Raw genomic sequence first — 17,168 nt, forward strand, 5'->3', positions numbered from 1 at the left:
AAAAACTTGGATACATAAAATGAGACTGGCATTAATGCAGGGATTTTTTAATACCACTCTCCCACCTCTAGGAGAGAAGCTTCCTTTGCTCTCAGCGTCATACTCAAGCACAATAAACCTATGCATCTCCACCAACATGTCAGGCGGCGTCGCTAAAGCGCTATATTATTCACGCAGTTAAAGGCCAAAATTTATATGGGTTCAAACAGTAAACTGTTATGGGAACAACGCCACGATGATGAACATAAGATTCGTCGTGACGATCACCGTAGTCCTTATCAACGTGACCGAGCGAGAATTCTTCACTCCGCAGCGTTTCGACGTTTGCAGGCAAAAACTCAGGTTCACGGCAACAGTTTTGACGATTTTCACCGCACTCGGCTTACCCACTCTCTCGAAGCGGCTCAGTTAGGGACAGGTATCGTTGCGCAGATAAAGAAGAAACAGGCCGAATTTCGCGACCTTTTGCCTAGCGATAGCTTAATAGACTCGCTTTGCTTAGCCCATGATATTGGCCATCCTCCGTATGGGCATGGTGGTGAAATCGCCCTCAACTATATGATGCGTGAGCATGGCGGATTTGAGGGAAACGCACAAACATTCCGCATCGTGACCAAGCTTGAACCTTATACCGAGCATTTTGGTATGAATCTGGCGCGACGAACTTTGCTTGGCCTAATCAAATACCCGGCGCTAATCAGTAAAACATGCGCAGACGTGATTCCAGACAGCGTCTCTCACCAGCGTAAGCTCAAAGCAAAAGAGTGGGCGCCCGCCAAAGGTTTATATGACTGTGACCAGTCACTATTTGACTGGGTGCTTGAGCCGCTCAATGAGTCAGATAAACAGCTTTTCAGCCAGATGCGCGATGAACAAATAACCGAGCGTCAGCATAAAAAGACCCGCTTTAAGTCCATCGACTGTTCTATCATGGAACTGGCCGATGACATTGCCTATGGGGTGCATGATCTCGAAGATGCGGTGGTGCTAGGTATGGTGACAAGACACCAGTGGATAGAAGGCGCGGCGAGTTTGCTTTCAGAATGCGGTGAGCCTTGGTTTGAAGCCCATATCGACTCGATTACGGACATGCTGTTTTCCGGTACTCACCACCAGCGTAAAGACGCCATTGGTGGCATGGTGAACGCTTTACTCACCAGTATTTCCATCAAACCTGTTGACGCGCCTTTCGAAAGTGAACTGCTGGCATTTAACGCTTATTTAGAACCGGAAATGGCTCAGGCGTTGGAAGTCCTTAAACGCTTTGTCAGTGAGTATGTGATTCAGGTGCCTCATGTTCAAGTTGTCGAGTACAAGGGGCAACAGATCATTATGGATATCTTCGAAGCGTTTAGCGCTGATCCTGAAAGATTGTTGCCGGCTCCAATTCGTCATGAATGGCAACAGGCAACATGTGAAAGCGAAGGTTATCGCGTGATTGCAGATTATATTTCTTCGATGACTGACGGCCATGCTCAGCGGCTGCACCAGCAGTTGTTCTCATCTCATTAACAGAAAGCGGAGCTTATTGCTCCGCTTGCTTTTAACGCCTGTCGACAAATTCATCGAGTTGGCTCATTAGACGTTGCTTCTCACTGTCACTGATAAAGCTCGCTTCAATCGCATTGCGACTAAATTGCGCCAACTCTTCTTGCGTCAACATATGACTGCCTGCAACTGCAAGAAAGTTGTCGGTCATGTAGCCACCAAAATAGGCCGGGTCATCTGAGTTGATCGTTACACACAGCCCTTGCCTCAATAAATCGACAACATTGTGTTGCTTCATTTCCTCAAATACTTTGAGCTTAGTATTGGACAGAGGGCAAACTGTCAGTGGCATACGCGACTGAGCCAGTGACACCACCAGATTTGGATCATCGGCGCAGCGAACGCCATGGTCAATGCGCGACACTTTCAATAATTCAAGGCTGTCATAAATGTTGGCAACAGGCCCCTCTTCTCCTGCATGGGCGACCGTGAGAAAACCAGCCTCGAGTGCTTTGGCAAAAACACGAGCAAACTTCTCTGGCGGGTGACCCACTTCCGATGAATCCAGACCAACACCAATGATTTTATCTTTGTGTGCCAGTGCTTGCTCTAAGGTGGCAAAAGCACTGTCCTCATCCAGATGACGTAAAAAGCACATGATGATCCGACTACTGATGCCAAATTGTTCTTTCGCATCTTGCAAAGCGCGATGAATACCGTTAATCACTGTGTCAAACGCGATACCTCGCTCAGTATGTGTTTGTGGGTCGAAGAAGATCTCGGTATGAATGACATTGTCAGCCTTACAGCGCAACAAATAAGCCCAGGTTAAATCGTAAAAGTCTTGTTCATGAGTCAACACGTTGGCGCCTTGATAGTAGATATCAAGGAATGACTGAAGGTTAGTAAACTCATACGCGGCTTTGACCTCTTCAGGCGTGGTAAATGGCAGCGCGATTTGATTGCGTAATGCGAGTTCAAACATCATCTCAGGTTCAAGTGAACCTTCAATATGCAGATGCAACTCAACTTTCGGTAACTGGCGAATAAATTCGGTTTGGTTCACGCTTGTCTCCCCATTCAATTCGATTGGTATTCAACAAACGCTTTTCTCTTGTGAAGATAATCAGGCATACAAAGAGAAAAGCGCAATGCACTTCACTCTTCGTAATCTGAAATTTGCGGTTTCAGGTAGAGACTCCCACACCCTATCAGTGGGATTATACGAAGCATCGTTTATGACTTAACAGTCATAACTAAACGATTGCGCGTCATTATATTCTGACAAAGATTCACTGTACAACGCTGCGCTTGAAAATAATTTTAGACCTCAAATGACAAGTTTGCGTTTATTACAGGTAATTTTTTTCAAACACACCGGGCGGCATCTGCTTGATTTGAAAGTCAATCATGTGATTGAAGGTATCAAGTAATGGGGTGAAGTCTTGCTCTGGTTGCAGCAAAGTCAGGATATGGTAGCCAGCCTCCACGGTAGACAAGCTGTTGTCACTGGGCGCTTTGCGAATACGGTAATTGCCCTGTAGGTTCTCTGGCAAACGCACTAAAGGTAATGCCTGTAAATTCTCAGACAATTGCCACATTTTGTACGCTTTTTTCCACGTGCCATCGAGCAAAATAATCCGCACTTTGCCTTCGCTGGAGACGGCTTTAGCTACCTCTTCATGGCTGACAGACACTTCTCCCGGATAAAGCACAAAATGTTGATAGCCTTCTTCATCCAACAGCTTATTCAGCTCACTATGTTGGGTAAAATTTTCGCCTTCAAACAGGTAACTATTCTCAAGCGAGAGTCTGAGAATACGCGCAGTGCCCATAGGCCTGTTTGTTTCTGTCGGATGCTGTAAGATGACCAGCTCAACATTCGATGTTAGGCTTTGTATCCACTCACAAATACAAGCTTTGAGTGACTTACCACATTGAGAACAATATCGGGACATAGCGTGCGTTTACTTCTTCTGTTAATTGCTATCAGCTTAGTCTGCCTAGGCGTGCAGTTCGAGCCTTTAGCCAGCCTGACATACTGGCATCATCAACTTATTTCTGAAGGCCAGTGGTGGCGAATCCTAACAGGAAACTTCACCCACACCAACTTTGCTCATTTAGGCATGAATCTAGCTGGCTTGTGGGTTATCACTTACCTGTTTAAGCCAAGAGTAACTTCTCTGCTCTGTGTATTGTTCATGATTAGCTTATCCGTGGGTGTACTCAACCTGACAACAAACATGACTAGCTATGTTGGTCTTTCTGGTGTGCTGCATGGCATCTTTGCCTATTATGCGCTTCAGGAATCCTTACAAGGTCGTAAAGGTAGCTGGTTACTTGTCATTGGTGTATTAGCCAAAGTGGGCTGGGAAATGACCATGGGCGCCTCGCAATCGACCAGCGAGTTAATCAATGCCCGTGTAGCCGTGGAGTCTCATCTGTTTGGCGCATTGACCGGTCTCGTGCTTGCTTTTGTTACTACTAAGCTAAACTTTCAGACAAGACTTAACCGCTCTCAGCGATAATTTCTATTGATGTTCCTGACCAAAGGGCTCAGAATGGCGCCCTTTTGCTGGTGGTCGATTGCCGCCAGAGCACTTATCTCACCTTAAACAGAGAACAATTTATGGGTTTTACCGCTTTAGGCCTTTCTGCCCCGCTCCTCAAAGCCATCGACGATCAGGGTTATGACAAACCATCTCCAATTCAGGAGCAAGCCATTCCTGCAGTATTAGCAGGTAAAGATGTCATGGCAGCGGCTCAGACAGGTACGGGTAAAACCGCAGGCTTCACATTGCCGATTCTAGAACGATTAGATAATGGCACCCGAGTCAAAGGCAACCATGTGAGAGCACTGGTGCTGACACCGACCCGTGAATTGGCGGCTCAGGTTCAGGAAAACGTATTTAAGTACAGCCGCTATCAACGTCTGACGTCGAATGTAGTATTCGGCGGCGTCAAAATTAATCCTCAAATGATGAAGCTGCGTAAAGGCACAGACGTGCTTGTCGCAACCCCGGGTCGATTGCTCGATTTATACCAGCAGAATGCCATTAACTTCTCTCAGTTAGAAGTGTTAGTGCTGGATGAAGCGGATCGCATGTTGGATATGGGCTTTATTCGCGATATCCGTAAAATTCTCGCACTGCTTCCAAAGAAGCGCCAAAACCTACTGTTCTCTGCAACTTTTTCTGCTGAGATTCGCGAACTAGCCAAAGGTCTAGTTAATGATCCGGTCGAAGTCTCTGTTAACCCTGAGAACTCCACTGCGGTCACCATTGAACAATCTATCTACCCAGCAGATAAGCGTAAAAAAGCCCCTATGCTGGTGAAGCTCATCAAAGACGGTGACTGGAGACAAGTTCTGGTCTTCAGCCGTACCAAACACGGGGCGAACCGACTTTCTCATTACCTTAATGATCAAGGTATTACGGCGGCACCTATTCACGGTAACAAAAGCCAAGGCGCACGTACCAAGGCACTGGCTGATTTTAAATCTGGAGAAGTGCGTGTATTAGTTGCCACAGATATTGCCGCACGTGGTATCGACATTCCTCAACTGCCTCAGGTCGTCAACTTCGAACTGCCTCACGTAGCAGAAGATTATGTCCACCGAATTGGCCGTACTGGCCGCGCGGGTGAAGTTGGCAAAGCGATCTCTTTAGTTGAAGCAGCGGAAGCCGGTGAGCTATTTGGTATTGAACGACTCATCCAGCAAGTATTGCCTCGTTTGGAGCTGGAAGGTTATAAGCCCGTCAATGTGCTGCCAGAATCTAAGTTAGATACTCGCCCAATCAAACCTAAGAAACCGAAAAAGCCTAAGAAGCCAAAAGTCGACCATGCCGATGGTCAGCGCTCAGGTGACAATGCTCGTGGTCATAAGCCAGCGGGGAAAAACAAACGTCATTTTGGCCATAACAAGCCTAACGGTGATGGCTCCAAGAGTAATAATGGTGGCAAACGTAAGGACAGCAGTTCTAATAGCAAAGCCTCAAACAATGCTGGCAATAATGGACAGAAACGTCGTAGACCAGCGAACCGCAAGCCAAACCATTCGCAACCTAAAGCACAGTAACCACATACACAAAGCCCCTCAGTTGAGGGGCTTTTCATTTAATCAACCAAAAAAATCGGCTTACACGATAGGACGCTGACCACGATCAATCAGCTTCATTAGTACGTTATCAGCCGCTTCACCTGCTAATCCAGCAAGCTTTGAGGTCAGCTTTTTCTTCTCTACGTAGTGAATCGCTAAGACTGTTTTATCTTTGCACGCTTCCACAACCAGATCATCAGAGGTTTTGATTTCATCAACCAAACCCAGTGAATGCGCCTGAGTGCCAAACCAGTGTTCACCAGTGGCCACTTTATCTAATTCAAGTTCAGGGCGACGCTCACGAATAAAGTCTTTAAACAGACCATGTGTTTCTTCGAGCTCCTGTTTGAACTTATCACGCGCTTTATCGGTGTTCTCGCCAAACATGGTCAAGGTACGCTTGTATTCGCCCGCTGTTAGCTGTTCATACTCGATATCGTACTTTTTGAGTACTTTATTGAAGTTAGGTAGCTGAGCAATCACGCCGATGGAGCCTACGATTGCAAATGGTGCTGACACAATCTTGTCAGCAATACATGCCATCATATAACCGCCACTGGCAGCCACTTTATCTACTGCAATCGTCAGTGGTAGCTTAGCCGCCTTAATACGATCCAGTTGAGACGATGCCAAACCGTAGCCATGCACCATACCGCCACCAGACTCTAGGCGCAGTAGTACTTCATCACCTTCACGAGCTACCGCGAGAATTGCGGTCACTTCTTCGCGTAGTGACGCGACTTCTTTGGCGTCAATGCTGCCTTTGAAATCTAGAACAAATAGGTGAGGCTCACGCTTGCTGTCCAAATCGCCGTCTTTTGAAGCCTGCTTCACTTCTTTTTCACGGGCCTTTGTTTTCTCTTTCTCTTGTTTCTTTTCTGCCTTATCACGCGCTTTGATAAACGCTGAATCATGCAGGTGATGCTCAAGCTGCTCAACGGTGTTTTTATGTTGATCCGTTAAGTTGGTGATCTCCAATTCACCCTTTGCAGCACCACTCTTACCCCCTACGGCTTTGGCTATAACAAGAATCGCAATCACTGCGACTACAACAGTCACAATCTTGGCTAAAAACAGCCCGTAGTCCAACAAAAATTCCAATGTGATATCCCCTAATGTGCGAATTAGTGTATTGTAACCACCATCTTACGGATTCATAAAGCAGAACATTACAATAAGGATGCATGTCGTGGATTATTCCGTTTCCTCAGACGCTTTAAAAGACAAAGTCATTCTCGTGACAGGTGCCGGTGACGGCATCGGTAAACAAGCCGCAATCTCATTTGCTCAGCATGGTGCCACCGTCATTCTGTTAGGTCGTACAGTGAAGAAGCTTGAGCAAACTTACGATGAAATTGAAGCTGCTGGCTACCCTCAACCAGCGATCATTCCTCTGGATATGAAAGGCGCAAGCAAGCAAAACTATATTGATATGGCCGATACCATTGGTAGTCAGTTTGGTCGACTTGATGGAGTGCTACACAATGCCAGTCAACTGGGTGTACTGAGCCCATTTGATCAAATTGGTGAAGACACTTACGACGATATCATGCAGGTTAATGTTAAAGCCCAGTTCCTGATGACTCAGGCAATCCTTCCGCTATTGCATAAATCAGATGATGCTAGTGTTATCTTTACGTCATCAACGGTTGGTCATGCTGGCCGTGCTTTCTGGGGAACTTACGCAATATCTAAGTTCGCAACGGAAGGCATGATGCAGATTCTGGCAGATGAATTGAGCGATACACACATCCGTGTCAATGCGATTAACCCAGGTGGTACACGCACTTCCATGCGCGCGAAGGCTTACCCAGCGGAAGACGCTGAGTTGCTAAAAACACCACTGGATATCATGCCACTTTATCTTCACCTGATGTCGAACGAGAGCAAAGACGTTCGTGGTCAGTGCATTGACGCACAGCCGAAGAAATAGAAAAAAACTTCTCAGATATTCAACGCCTTGTGGAAACACAAGGCGTTTTTTTATCCACTTATTCAGCCCTTCCCTTGCTGATAAATAATAATAATTTATACTGTATGTATATACAGGTAAATTGTTATGTATGAACTGATCGAACATCTTAAGAAAAAACAATGGCTTTGGCAGGGCAATCACACTCCTGAGTCCAGAGATCACCATTCGACAGGTTTTGATCTTCTGGATCAAAAACTGGAAGGCGGCTTTCCCATTCATGGTGTGGTGGAATTGCAAACGACTCCCGGCATCGGAGAGCTTCGTCTGCTACTCCCTCACCTTAAAAACAGCAGCCAAGGTAGGTTGTCCGTATTCATACAACCACCTGGTCATCTGTCTGCGCAATCTCTAACAGCAGAAGGCCTCGATCTGAACCATGTTCTGCTGCTTTATCCGAAAACAGATAACGAAGCCTTATGGGCTGCAGAGCAATGCCTAAAAAGCGGCGCTTGCAGTAATGTTCTACTTTGGCATTCTGGGCTGGAAGTCCACCATGCTCGTCGACTTCAGGTCGCCAGTGAAACTGGAAATTGCCTGTCGTTTTTGTTTAAAACCGAACAACGCAGTCTCTTTTCTCTGCCCGTCAGTTTAAGCATGACGCTACTCCCCCACTCACTTGGCATTGAAATCACCATCACGAAACGCAAAGGTGGGTGGCCACATGCCAGCTTCGTTTTGGATATGAGTTCGCTCTGGCCTTCATTAACAGAGTCCAGACCTAAGCCTGTCATTCTTCCTTTCCCACTGCGTAAGCAAGGCTAACTATGCAGGTGTGGTTGTACTTGCATTTCCCGACTCTACAACTGGATGCGCTGTACTCTGAACAGGCTCAGCAGCCTTTGGTGGTGGTTGATTCCAAACGTTTCCAAATCGTGCAATGCAATTTCGCCGCGCACGAACAAGGTATTCGACCGGGAATGGGACTAGGCAGCGCCAGCGCTTTGTGTCACTCGCTTCAGGTCCACCCCTATGATGAGAAAGTCGAGCAACAAACCTTATTGGATATCGCTCAGTGGCTGTATATGGTGACCTCTGATCTGGTGCTCTTTCCGCCACGAGGATTATTGCTTAAAGTCACTGATATGCTGTCACTCTATGGTGGGCTGGATGCTTATTGGCGCCGAGTTTCTCAGCATTTGCAACAGCTGAATATCCAGTATCAGTACGCCACTGGCTTTTCTCCCTTCTCTGCCATTCTGCTGGCAAAATCTGGAAGTGCATTAGTCAGCCAAGATAGAACTCAGCTCTGTGAAGCACTCAAATCTTATCCGATTTCAGCGACCGAGCTTGACAGTAAACAGGTTGAAAAACTCTCCCGTGTGGGGGTTTTGACCCTCAACGATCTGCTGGAACTGCCGATGCAAGAAGTCGCCAGACGTTTTGATATCGACTTGGTTAACTATGTCGGACGACTGATGGGTCAGTTTAAACATCCAGTAAACTTCTACCACCCACCTGAACACTTCCAAAGTTATCTTGAGCTGTTGTTTGATATCGAAAATACCCAGTGGTTGGAAAAACCGCTATTGAAACTACTAGAAAAATTGGAAGGGTTTCTAACATTACGTAATCAGGTCGCATACGAACTTGAGCTGACTCTTCATCAACGCGATCGTGCCGCTGGTGTGATTGCATTTACTTCCGCCTGTGGAGATTACTTCGCTCAGCGCTGGGCTAAGCTTTGTCAGCTGACAATGGAGTCCATTAAACTTGATGCTCCAGTGCAAGGTTTGACTCTGAAAGTGGTACGTAGTGGCGAGCTTGAGTCCACCAGCCAAGACATTTTCGCAGGACGTAAAGGCCAACAAACAGAACTGGAGTTAATAGCCACGCTACAAGCTAAGCTAGGTAATCACCAAGTCCTTAAAGTCGCACCAACAGATGACCCTAGACCAGAGAAATCGATTTCATTGTGTGCCCCCGAACTCCCCATTCCGACTAAAGTTTCGCCCTCTGGTTTACGCCCCTCTTTGATGCTACCAAACCCTGAACCTTTAACAGAAAAGGTCAATGTTATGCACGGCCCTGAACGCTTTGTGACTGGCTGGTGGGATGGTGAGGAAATGACGCGTGATTATTTTATTGCGCGCAGTGACAATGGACGCTGGCTCTGGGTATTTCGCAATCAAGAAATGCAGTGGTTTCTGCATGGGTTATTTAGCTAAGCGGAGATGCGATGATGAAGTACGCTGAACTCTTCTGCCAGACCAATTTCTCTTTCCTCACCGGCGCTTCTCACGCAGAAGAGCTGATCCTACAAGCGGATTTTTTACGCTATCACGCACTGGCGATTACCGATGAATGCTCCGTTGCAGGCGTGGTCAGAGCTTATAGTGCGATCAAAACTCATAACCTCAATATCGAACTGATCATCGGAAGTATGTTCTGGTTAAATGATGAGTGTCAGGTCGTATTACTTTGCCCAAACCGTGAAGCCTATGCCGAACTCTGTCGAATCATCACAAACGCAAGAAGACGCACCGAGAAAGGGCAATATCAGCTGGCAGAATGGGATTTAATGTCGCTTCGCCACTGCCTGATTGTCTGGCTCCCAAGCCATCAACATAGCGATCAGAAATGGGGACACTGGCTTGCTCAACATCATCAACCAAGATTGTGGTTAGGTGTTCAGCGCCATTTAGATGCAGACGATAAAAGCTACCTTACCCACTGTGAGAAACTCGCTCAGGAATTGATGGTGCCAATCACCGCTTGCGGTGGTGTACTCATGCATACCGCTAACCGTCTTCCCTTACAGCATGTTCTGACCGCCGTCCGGCATGGCAGTAGTGTCGATAAAATTGGCAAGCACCTACTCACTAATACAGAACGAACACTGCGAAGCAAAGAAAAGCTCGCCCGACTGTTTAAACAAGAATGGCTGGAAGAGAGTGTTCGCCTCGCCAAGCAGTGCCAGTTCAGCCTAGGAGAGCTCAAGTATGAATACCCCAATGAGCTGGTACCCAATGGCGAAACGCCGATGAGCTATCTGCGCAAATTGGTCGACAGTGGTAAGCGTCGCCGCTTTCCCGAAGGCATTCCTCAGGATATCTCAGAGACTATCGACAAAGAACTTGAGCTGATTGATAAGCTCAACTACCCCTACTATTTCCTGACCATTCACGACATAGTGATGTTTGCCAAACGGCAAAATATTCTCTATCAAGGGCGCGGCTCAGCAGCTAACTCTGTCGTTTGCTACTGCTTGGAAATTACAGCGGTCGATCCTAGACAAATTTCAGTTCTCTTCGAGCGCTTTATCAGTGAAGAACGCGATGAGCCACCTGACATCGACGTCGACTTCGAACACGAACGCCGTGAAGAAGTCATTCAATACATTTACCAGAAGTACGGCCGTGAGCGAGCAGCGCTTGCGGCAACAGTGATCACTTATCGCTTTAAAAGTGCCGTTCGCGATGTGGGTAAGGCACTTGGGATTGAAGAAAGCCAGCTCGATTACTTCATTAAAAACGTGAATCGCCGGGATCGCGGACTCGGCTGGCAGGCGCAGATCGTCGAGCTTGGCCTTCAGCCGGATTCTCTCAAAGGTGAGCAGTTCATCACTCTGGTTAACGATATTCTCGGCTTTCCTCGGCATTTGTCGCAGCACGTCGGCGGCTTTGTGATTGCCGCAGGCCCTTTGTATGAACTGGTGCCAGTTGAGAATGCATCTATGGCAGACAGGACTGTGATCCAGTGGGATAAAGATGATCTGGAAAGCCTCAAGCTAATGAAGGTTGATGTCCTCGCCCTAGGGATGCTCAGTGCTATTCATAAATGTTTCCAGTTGGTCAAACGCTTCCATCAGCAAGATCTGACTATTGCAGAGATCACCCGAAGGCAAGATGATCCTGAAGTGTATGGCATGATCCAGAAAGCCGACACAGTCGGTGTATTTCAGATCGAATCACGAGCCCAAATGAGCATGCTTCCCAGACTCAGGCCCAAGACTTATTACGATCTGGTTATCCAGATTGCTATTGTTCGCCCGGGGCCGATTCAAGGGGACATGGTTCACCCTTTTCTTAAACGCCGTGATGGTATCGAGCCCGTGACCTACCCATCAGATGAAGTCAAAGATGTCTTATCTCGCACTATGGGGGTGCCTATCTTTCAGGAGCAGGTAATCAAGCTGGCGATGGTGGCAGCAGGCTTTAGTGGTGGTGAAGCCGATCAATTGCGCCGGGCTATGGCATCTTGGAAAAAGAATGGCGATCTGGTGAAGTTTCGCACCAAGCTGATTGAGGGAATGTTGGCTCGCGGCTATGAACAAGAATTTGCTGAACGCATTTTTGATCAGATACTTGGATTTGGTGAATACGGCTTTCCTGAGAGTCATTCCGCCTCTTTTGCTGTGCTGGCGTATTGTTCTGCCTGGCTCAAACATTATCATCCGGAAGCTTTTTACGCTTCACTCCTCAATAGCCTGCCTATGGGCTTTTACAGTGCGTCACAGCTAGTGCAGGATGCAAGGCGTCATAACGTGTTGATTCTGCCTGTCTGCGTCAACCAGTCACATTATGATCATCAGGTCGTTCATTGCGGCAACAGGCTGGCGATTCGACTTGGCTTTCGTCAAATCAAAGGATTCAGCGCGGAAAGCACTCTGCAACTACTCAAAGCACGAGGCAAGCAGGGCTTTCAACACCCCAAGCAACTTAAGCATATCGGTTTGAATCAGCGAGATCTTGAACTGCTCGCTTCAGCTAATGCTATGCAGACTATTGCGAATAACCGCTTTCAAACCCGCTGGGCCATGATGGATTCGTTATCCGATTTACCACTATTTAAAGATTTAGAAGAACCACACAGCGATTCCATCAGTACACCTTCAGAGGTTCAAACACTGCTGGAAGACTACTCTTCCATTGGGCTATCACTCAGCAAGCACCCGATCACGCTTTTAGAACAAGCGGGTGTCCTAGGGCGCTTTACACGAATGAAGGAGCTTATTCATAAGCCACATCAGTCTCTGGTGACCATCGTCGGTGTCGTGACAGGGAAGCAAGCTCCCGGTACCGCTGCTGGCGTCACTTTTTTCACTTTAGAAGACGACAGCGGTAACATGAATGTCGTGGTCTGGCAAGCAACGGCGCGAGCACAGAAACAGGCCTATCTCACAGCCAAGGTAATGATGGTAAAGGGCATTCTAGAAAGAGAAGGAGAAGTCACACACATCATTGCCGGGAGACTGATCGATATGACGGACAAGCTAGAGGGGCTCAAAAGCAAATCACGAGATTTCCATTAACCATCATAGAATGGAAAAGGGAGCCATTCGGCTCCCTTTAGATTAACAGTTAGACGAGTTACACATCGTCTTCAGCGTCCATACGTCTCTTTTTGTATTCCCTGTACAGTAACATGCATAAGGTCATCACAACCTTTGACGTAAACCATATCATGAATAAGAACTGCCTTTAGCTTCTGATAAAAAGTGAAGATTAATTAATTCGCAAAACAAATGATCGGCCAAATATTATCAACAATTTAACTGCATTGCATGCTTTAAATCCATAGAGACACTATCTCGACAAAATATCACGCAATCGATCTTGTGCCACTTCAACCAGTAAATCTGGCTGGAACTTGGAAATGAATCGATCACAACCCACCTTCTTCACCATCGCTTCATTAAAGCTCCCGCTGAGCGATGTATTCAAGGTGATATAAAGATCTTTCAGTTTAGGATCGCTGCGTATTTCATGAGTCAGTTTATAGCCATCCATTTCTGGCATTTCGGCATCGGTAATCATCAAAAGCAGCTCACGGGGTACATCTTTACCCTCTTCACTCCAGCCTTTGACCAGCCTTAGGGCTTCGAGGCCATCACGGCATTCCAGAATATTCAGCCCCAGCTGGGAAAGGGTCCCTTTAACTTGGGCTCGAGCGGTAGAGGAGTCATCCACTATAAGAACGTTGCGACCGACCATTTGTGCAGACAAATCTTCATCCAGTACTCCTTCAGAGATAGACACATCGTAATCGATGATCTCTGCCAGTACTTTTTCCACATCAATGATTTCAACAATTTGCTGCTGACCTTCATCTTTGATGTGCGTAATAGCCGTCAGGTAGTTTGCTCGACCCGCCGTTTTCGGTGGCGGCTGAATCTCAGTCCAAGCTGTGTTGACGATATTACGTACCTGACCGACTAAAAAGCCCTGCACCGTTCGGTTGTATTCGGTAATGATAAGATTTTGTTCTTGTTCTTCCTGACGAGATGGCGGGAAACCTATCGCACTACGTAAGTCAATCACAGGAACGGACACACCACGTAAAGAAGCCACACCTGTAATATGGTGGTGTGAGCCAGGCATCTTAGTCAATGGCGGAACTTTGATAACCTCGCGAACTTTAAAAACGTTGATCGCAAAGACCTGACGGCTGTTAAGACTGAACAGCAGCAACTCTAATCGGTTTTCACCTACAAGGTTGGTTCGCTGATCAACGCTATTTAAAACTCCGGACATACGATCTCTCAACTACTTTGTAATATATCAAAAATAGCCTAAAGCCAGGCTAAACAAAAATAAACCCATACAACTTGAAGGTTATATGGGTTTACATAAAAGATAAAGCTTATTAACTGCGAGCTTAGCCTTCTATCACCTTCATCAATAATAACCCATCATAGAGGGCTTGTTTGATTAATGCCGCACCAGGCATGGTCGCCTGTTTGTAGAAGCGAGACTCTACAACTTCAAGATCCTGATGATAAACAGGCAGACTTTGCTCTTTAATGCAGTTTTGAATGGCCGGATACAACACGTCTTTCGCTTGGTTAATCGCCCCACCAATGAGAATTTTTTCCGGGTTGAAGAGGTTGATAACAATCGCAATCGCAGAACCTAAATAGCGGCCAAGTTTTTCGACAGCGTCCACTGCTAATAGGTCACCATTCGCTGCGGCTTCACAAATATCTTCAACGGAAAGTTCTTCAATCTCTGACAAGGTTGATTCTTCACCATTTGCCAAACGTTCCGCCACTTCACTACGAATCGCCTGAGAGCTGGCAACAGTTTCAAGGCATCCTCGGTTACCACAATGACAAAGCTTACCATTCGGATCGATTTGAATATGGCCAAGTTCACCAATGTTGCCATGACGTCCCTGAAGTACACGACCATCAAGTACAATACCGGCACCAAGACCATGGTGGATCGAAATCAGTACCGAGTTTTCGTTTTCCTGAGAATGACCGAACAGCTTCTCCGCCAATGCCCAAGCTCGGGTATCGTTAGCGATGAAGACAGGCAAACCTGTTGCTTTGTAGATTTCAGGACCAAGAGAAAGGTTTTCAACATTGTAGTGCGGCATTTGCAACACAATGCCTTTTTCTGAGTTCACCAGACCAGGAAGAGTAAGTGCAATACTGGTTACACGGTCTAGTTGCTCGGAATACGTCTGGAAGAATTCATCGATTTCATGGAGCAAACGAGCTAGCACATCGTCTTGGTCGATTTCATGGATATCGATTTTAGTGTCAATCAGAACATCGCCACCCAGCTCATGCAAAGCAATGGTCAAATAGCCGCGACCGAGACGCATTGAGAGAAACTGCCAGCCTTCGTTGTTCACCTGTAGCCCCACTGCCGGACGGCCACGACTGGTTGCTTCCTGAACGGTCGTTTCGTGGATCAGGTGAGCATCAATCAGCTCACGAGTAATCTTGGTAATACTTGCAGGGGCAAGCTCGCTCTCTTTTGACAAGTCAATTCGAGAGATAGGACCTTTTTGATCAATGAGTTTATATACACGGCCAGCATTGACCTGCTTGATATGATCAATATGGCCTGGTTGAGCCATGTACATAGGGTGCTCCAAATATCAACAACTGAGCAATTTTTTTACTTTGCGAAGTAATTGTGAAGAGCTTTGGTAGATTGCCGTGACAAGCATCACGGATAAACATGATTCTTTGAGCGTTCAATCAAATTGCAAAACAGATATCACATTTAAAGTGCCATTTTTTTGCATTAATAAATATGTATGCCTGACGAGATAAATTATCCCTAAATCTCTCATAACTCAGCATTTTGCATATACTCAATTGGGGTCTTTATATTTTTATAGTTTATTGCCGACCCAAAAAGTTTGATCAAGGAAATCATCATGACCTCTATACAAAGAAGAACAAAAATCGTCACTACGTTAGGTCCATCGACGGACAAGGAAGGGATTCTCGAAGCGATCATTCAGGCAGGGGCCAATGTTGTCAGAATGAACTTCTCGCACGGTACCGCAGAAGATCATATTCAGCGTGCCACGCGCGTACGTAATATCGCCGCTCAGTACGGCACTCATGTTGCCATCCTTGGTGACCTACAAGGGCCAAAGATTCGCGTATCCACGTTTAAAGACAACAAAATTCACCTCACTGTTGGTGACACATTCATCCTCGATAGCGATCTCGCACAGGGAGAAGGTGATCAAAATGCCGTAGGCCTTGACTACAAAGAGCTGCCGCAAGACGTTTCAACGGGCGACGTATTACTGCTCGATGATGGTCGTGTTCAACTGCAAGTTACTAAAGTCTCTGGCAATCAAGTCATAACTAAAGTCATCATTGGTGGCCCACTTTCCAACAATAAGGGCATCAACAAAAAAGGCGGTGGTTTATCGGCCGATGCTTTGACTGAAAAAGATAAGAATGACATCAAGATTGCCGCCCAAATTAAAGTCGACTATCTCGCCGTCTCGTTCCCACGCAATGGCGAGGATATGAAGTACGCTCGCCGCCTAGCACGGGATGCAGGTCTTGAAGCGAAATTGGTCGCTAAAGTCGAGCGCGCTGAAACAGTAGAAAGTGAAGAGAATATCGATGACATCATTCTTGCTTCGGACGCTGTAATGGTGGCTCGTGGCGATTTGGGGGTAGAAATTGGCGACCCGGAACTAATTGGTGTGCAAAAACAACTCATTCGCCGGGCAAGAAGCCTCAACCGTACCGTCATCACTGCAACACAAATGATGGAATCTATGATTGAGAACCCAATGCCAACCCGTGCAGAAGTCATGGATGTGGCCAATGCCGTCCTTGATGGTACTGACGCCGTCATGTTGTCAGGAGAAACGGCTGCGGGTAAATACCCACTGGAAACGGTGCGTTCAATGGCAGAGGTGTGTCTGGGAGCAGAGAAGATGTCAGCCATTAACCGTTCCAGCTACCGGATGGATTCGGTTTTTAAAGGCAGTGAAGAAACCATCGCCATGTCGACCATGTTTGCTGCTAACCACATGAAAGGAGTGAAAGGCATTATCACTCTGACTGAGTCTGGCCGAACGGCGTTAATGATGTCTCGCCTCAGCTCTGGTTTACCTATCTTTGCCCTCTCACGTAATGAAAGCACTCTTAACCACACCGCGCTCTATCGTGGAGTGACGCCCGTCTTTTTTGACTCGAAAGGCGACTCCGGTTTACCAACAGCCAAAGCCGCCGTGGACTGTTTGAAAAACAAGGGGCTACTGCACGATGGCGATCTGGTCATCATCACTCAAGGTGATGTCATGGATGTGGTAGGGTCGACTAACTGTATGCGTATTCTCTCTGCATAATATTGGACCTCACATGAAAAAGGGAGCCTGTTGGGCTCCCTTGTAACT

At 46.8% G+C, this 17,168-nt stretch carries 13 protein-coding genes and 1 riboswitch; of the genes, 8 read left to right on the plus strand and 5 right to left on the minus strand.

The window, feature by feature from the left end:
* Window positions 1–195 precede the first annotated feature (195 nt).
* Complete coding sequence (locus F0265_RS08425; protein WP_171748537.1) at window positions 196–1,512, plus strand: anti-phage deoxyguanosine triphosphatase; 1,317 nt, start codon at window positions 196–198, stop codon at window positions 1,510–1,512.
* Between the two features lie 31 nt (window positions 1,513–1,543).
* Here F0265_RS08425 and F0265_RS08430 read toward each other — a convergent pair whose 3' ends face one another.
* Window positions 1,544–2,554, minus strand: a complete 1,011-nt coding sequence (locus F0265_RS08430) for an adenosine deaminase (RefSeq protein ID WP_171748538.1) — start codon at window positions 2,552–2,554, stop codon at window positions 1,544–1,546.
* 82 nt (window positions 2,555–2,636) lie between these two features.
* Window positions 2,637–2,736: riboswitch (purine riboswitch) on the minus strand.
* Window positions 2,737–2,840: 104 nt separating this feature from the next.
* A complete protein-coding gene (locus F0265_RS08435) occupies window positions 2,841–3,446 on the minus strand; it encodes a DTW domain-containing protein (protein ID WP_095560656.1) in 606 nt (201 codons plus the stop codon).
* A gap of 3 nt (window positions 3,447–3,449) precedes the next feature.
* On the opposite strand from F0265_RS08435, the gene rrtA reads away from it, so the two are divergent.
* Both rrtA and F0265_RS08445 read left to right on the plus strand, forming a co-directional pair.
* On the plus strand, window positions 3,450–4,016 hold the full coding sequence (gene rrtA, locus F0265_RS08440) for a rhombosortase (RefSeq protein WP_171748539.1): 567 nt from the start codon (window positions 3,450–3,452) through the stop codon (window positions 4,014–4,016).
* A 101-nt stretch (window positions 4,017–4,117) separates the two neighbouring features.
* Window positions 4,118–5,566, plus strand: coding sequence for a DEAD/DEAH box helicase (locus F0265_RS08445; protein WP_171748540.1), 1,449 nt, complete (start codon window positions 4,118–4,120; stop codon window positions 5,564–5,566).
* A gap of 60 nt (window positions 5,567–5,626) precedes the next feature.
* On the opposite strand, the gene sohB is transcribed toward F0265_RS08445, so the two are convergent.
* The gene (sohB, locus tag F0265_RS08450) at window positions 5,627–6,688 is read right to left on the minus strand and encodes a protease SohB (RefSeq protein WP_029236329.1); all 1,062 of its coding nucleotides are present in this window, start codon (window positions 6,686–6,688) and stop codon (window positions 5,627–5,629) included.
* Window positions 6,689–6,776: 88 nt separating this feature from the next.
* Here sohB and F0265_RS08455 point away from each other — a divergent pair, with 88 nt between their 5' ends.
* The 4 genes from F0265_RS08455 (at window position 6,777) to F0265_RS08470 (ending at window position 12,813) form a co-directional block, all read left to right on the plus strand.
* Window positions 6,777–7,520, plus strand: coding sequence for a YciK family oxidoreductase (locus F0265_RS08455; protein WP_019277934.1), 744 nt, complete (start codon window positions 6,777–6,779; stop codon window positions 7,518–7,520).
* Between the two features lie 126 nt (window positions 7,521–7,646).
* Window positions 7,647–8,324 (plus strand): translesion DNA synthesis-associated protein ImuA, encoded by a 678-nt coding sequence (gene imuA, locus F0265_RS08460; protein WP_171748541.1) that lies wholly within the window; start codon window positions 7,647–7,649, stop codon window positions 8,322–8,324.
* Between the two features lie 2 nt (window positions 8,325–8,326).
* Window positions 8,327–9,727, plus strand: a complete 1,401-nt coding sequence (locus tag F0265_RS08465) for a DNA polymerase Y family protein (protein ID WP_171748542.1) — start codon at window positions 8,327–8,329, stop codon at window positions 9,725–9,727.
* 14 nt (window positions 9,728–9,741) lie between these two features.
* Window positions 9,742–12,813, plus strand: coding sequence for an error-prone DNA polymerase (locus tag F0265_RS08470; protein WP_171748769.1), 3,072 nt, complete (start codon window positions 9,742–9,744; stop codon window positions 12,811–12,813).
* 274 nt (window positions 12,814–13,087) lie between these two features.
* Here the strand turns inward: F0265_RS08470 and F0265_RS08475 are convergent, their stop codons facing one another.
* Window positions 13,088–14,035, minus strand: a complete 948-nt coding sequence (locus F0265_RS08475) for a chemotaxis protein CheV (protein ID WP_171748543.1) — start codon at window positions 14,033–14,035, stop codon at window positions 13,088–13,090.
* A gap of 124 nt (window positions 14,036–14,159) precedes the next feature.
* A complete protein-coding gene (locus tag F0265_RS08480) occupies window positions 14,160–15,377 on the minus strand; it encodes an ROK family protein (RefSeq protein WP_171748544.1) in 1,218 nt (405 codons plus the stop codon).
* A 300-nt stretch (window positions 15,378–15,677) separates the two neighbouring features.
* Here F0265_RS08480 and pyk point away from each other — a divergent pair, with 300 nt between their 5' ends.
* Window positions 15,678–17,120: a pyruvate kinase gene (gene pyk, locus F0265_RS08485; protein ID WP_171748545.1), complete on the plus strand. Its 1,443-nt coding sequence runs from the start codon at window positions 15,678–15,680 to the stop codon at window positions 17,118–17,120.
* Window positions 17,121–17,168 lie beyond the last annotated feature (48 nt).

Source organism: Vibrio sp. RE88 (assembly GCF_013113835.1).
Taxonomy (GTDB): Bacteria; Pseudomonadota; Gammaproteobacteria; order Enterobacterales; family Vibrionaceae; genus Vibrio.